A 2,138-nucleotide genomic window follows, 5' to 3' on the forward strand; every position below is an offset into this window, starting at 1 on the left:
CTGTGAATGCTGTTGAAAATATGGCTGCAAGGGGAGATATGCAAGGATTATCACACTATGCAGAAGTAAACTCTAATGTCAATTCAAATGGATTACACGATCAATCAAAACATAATTATTATGATCCAAAAGGCGTTATGACTGATCACAATAAAGCCATAGATGATTTAAATTCAAGATATCAAGGTTTCTTAAAAACAAGAAATGCTCCTACTAAAATTGAATCAGAAGGAATAGCATTTGAGGTGCAAGAAGCAGCAGGTGCAACTGAGAAAAAAGCAGGAACTGCTATTAAAGAAAGAAATGAAAAAATCAATGATACTTATAAATAATAATGCACTGAGTCTAGTTTTAACTAGGCTTAGTATTTATACATATCCTAAAATATCTTTTTTTATAAAACTATAATCATCTTTATCTAATTCATCTAATGGGCGATTAACAACTCTAACATTCTCTTTTAAAAACTTCTTGATTTTCAATAATGTATTTTTAGGATACAATTTGCTTAACCTATCTCTGATTAGATATAAAAGACAACAAGTTATTAAAACACTAACAATAGATGCAAATACTGCTAAATAAATAATTAAGTGCGCTTTATCCATCTTTATTCCTTTCAATATTTTTTAAATAACTTACTATGACTACCTAGTTTTAAAATATTTAGCTCTAACTCATTATTATGTTTTTGATAAATTAATAACAAGTTAGACTTTATATGATATTCTCTAAAATCTTTTAATACACCTTTTAATTGATGATCTTTATATTTAGGTTCTAATTTCTCATCATTAGAAAGTTTTACAATAACTTCATCAGTTATTTTACGCTCTTCATCGCTTATTTTTTTGTAAGCTTTTATAAAATCTTTATGGTAATAAATTTTATATTTTGCCATTTTGATAAGCTTTCACAAAGTCTTGATGCGAATTAAAGCTTAATGCAGTATTGACTTTTTTTTCTTTATCAAGTTCTTTGCTTGCATTTAATATCTTACTTTCAAAACTACTCAACTTAGGCTTAGAAATTTTACATTTGGCATTTATGCTTTTTGCTAAACCCTTGAATGCAGGTAAAAAATCTTCATTAACATTTTCAATAATAAGGGTCATAAGCAACTCCTTTCTCAATTTATATAACATAATTATACCATTTTTAATAATTTTTGCAAGTATTTATACTATAAAATGCCTATTTTTTAGGAGTTTGAAACGGATTTTTTTTATTTAACTATGTCAATTTTTAAGTGCTTATTTTATAAGACTTTATAGCGCTATTTGCAAGATCGGCTAAGAATTTGCTTCTATTATCGCTTATTGTATCTATTGCCTCTACTAAGCTTTTAGGCAAGGTAATATTAATTCTAATTTTTGCTTCATTATCAATAGGTTCTTTAATATAATCACCTTTTTCAAGCATAACTTCTAATGCTCCTTTAAATGCTTCTTTGAGATCTTTTAAGGCTTCTATTTCATTTTCACCATCTCCCATAATATAAGGGAAATCTTTATATCTTGCAAAATATCCTCCGCCATCTTTTTCATCAAGTTTTTTTATAATAATTTCATAAGGTAGATTAAGATAGTAATCTAAGTCTTTCATCATTCATTCTCCTGTTATAGCTTTTAAAACCATTTTGACATATATAGCCTTTATAGGGCGTTTAAATGGAATAGTAATAAGATCACATTCTTCTTTTCTGAATTGATAATGTGATCCGCCTTTATTAAAACATTCATAACCTTCGCTTTCTAATAAAATCTTAAGCGTTTCAAAGCGCACATTGTTAGGATTATTTTTTAAATCTTTAATAATTTTATCTTTTTTACTCACTATAATATCCTTATGAGTATGTATTATACACACTTTTTATTAAGTATCACTTATAAACCGAACGCAATTCTTTTAATCTTGTTGTCTTTGTATGTTTAAAGGGGCTTTTCTGTCCTGCGGTTTTGCTAAAAATACTTCCATTTTAAACTTAAAAAACCTAAAGTTTAGATATAATCTCACAAAATGTCGTTTCATAGTTAAGCCTTTAGGGTTATTTCCGCCAAGAGTTAAAACTCAAGGCGGATTTTTATGAAGGAAAGATTTAAAATGAGAAATTTAACTTTAGAAGAAAATATATTTTT

5 protein-coding genes and 1 pseudogene are annotated in these 2,138 nt (G+C 27.0%); 1 reads left to right on the forward strand and 5 read right to left on the reverse strand.

All coding sequences use genetic code 11. The features are described from left to right. Positions 1–332: pseudogene (locus tag AJ932_RS10855) on the forward strand (conjugal transfer protein TraG); the annotation flags it as partial. A gap of 36 nt (positions 333–368) precedes the next feature. Here the strand turns inward: AJ932_RS10855 and AJ932_RS08540 are convergent. From AJ932_RS08540 to AJ932_RS08560, 5 genes are all read right to left on the reverse strand, one after another. Then, positions 369–608, reverse strand: a complete 240-nt coding sequence (locus tag AJ932_RS08540) for a hypothetical protein (RefSeq protein WP_002835408.1) — start codon at positions 606–608, stop codon at positions 369–371. An 11-nt stretch (positions 609–619) separates the two neighbouring features. After that, positions 620–901, reverse strand: a complete 282-nt coding sequence (locus AJ932_RS08545; RefSeq protein ID WP_070277918.1) for a type II toxin-antitoxin system YafQ family toxin — start codon at positions 899–901, stop codon at positions 620–622. Then, complete coding sequence (locus AJ932_RS08550; RefSeq protein WP_002819580.1) at positions 888–1,115, reverse strand: hypothetical protein; 228 nt, start codon at positions 1,113–1,115, stop codon at positions 888–890. The genes AJ932_RS08545 and AJ932_RS08550 overlap by 14 nt, the downstream gene beginning before the upstream one ends. 130 nt (positions 1,116–1,245) lie before the next feature. Further along, positions 1,246–1,605 (reverse strand): type II toxin-antitoxin system HicB family antitoxin, encoded by a 360-nt coding sequence (locus AJ932_RS08555; protein WP_002779573.1) that lies wholly within the window; start codon positions 1,603–1,605, stop codon positions 1,246–1,248. Between the two features lie 3 nt (positions 1,606–1,608). After that, a complete protein-coding gene (locus AJ932_RS08560; RefSeq protein ID WP_002854037.1) occupies positions 1,609–1,836 on the reverse strand; it encodes a type II toxin-antitoxin system HicA family toxin in 228 nt (75 codons plus the stop codon). Between the last annotated feature and the right edge of the window lie 302 nt (positions 1,837–2,138).

It is taken from the genome of Campylobacter sp. BCW_6873 (assembly GCF_001762365.1).
GTDB lineage: Bacteria > Campylobacterota > Campylobacteria > Campylobacterales > Campylobacteraceae > Campylobacter_D > Campylobacter_D jejuni.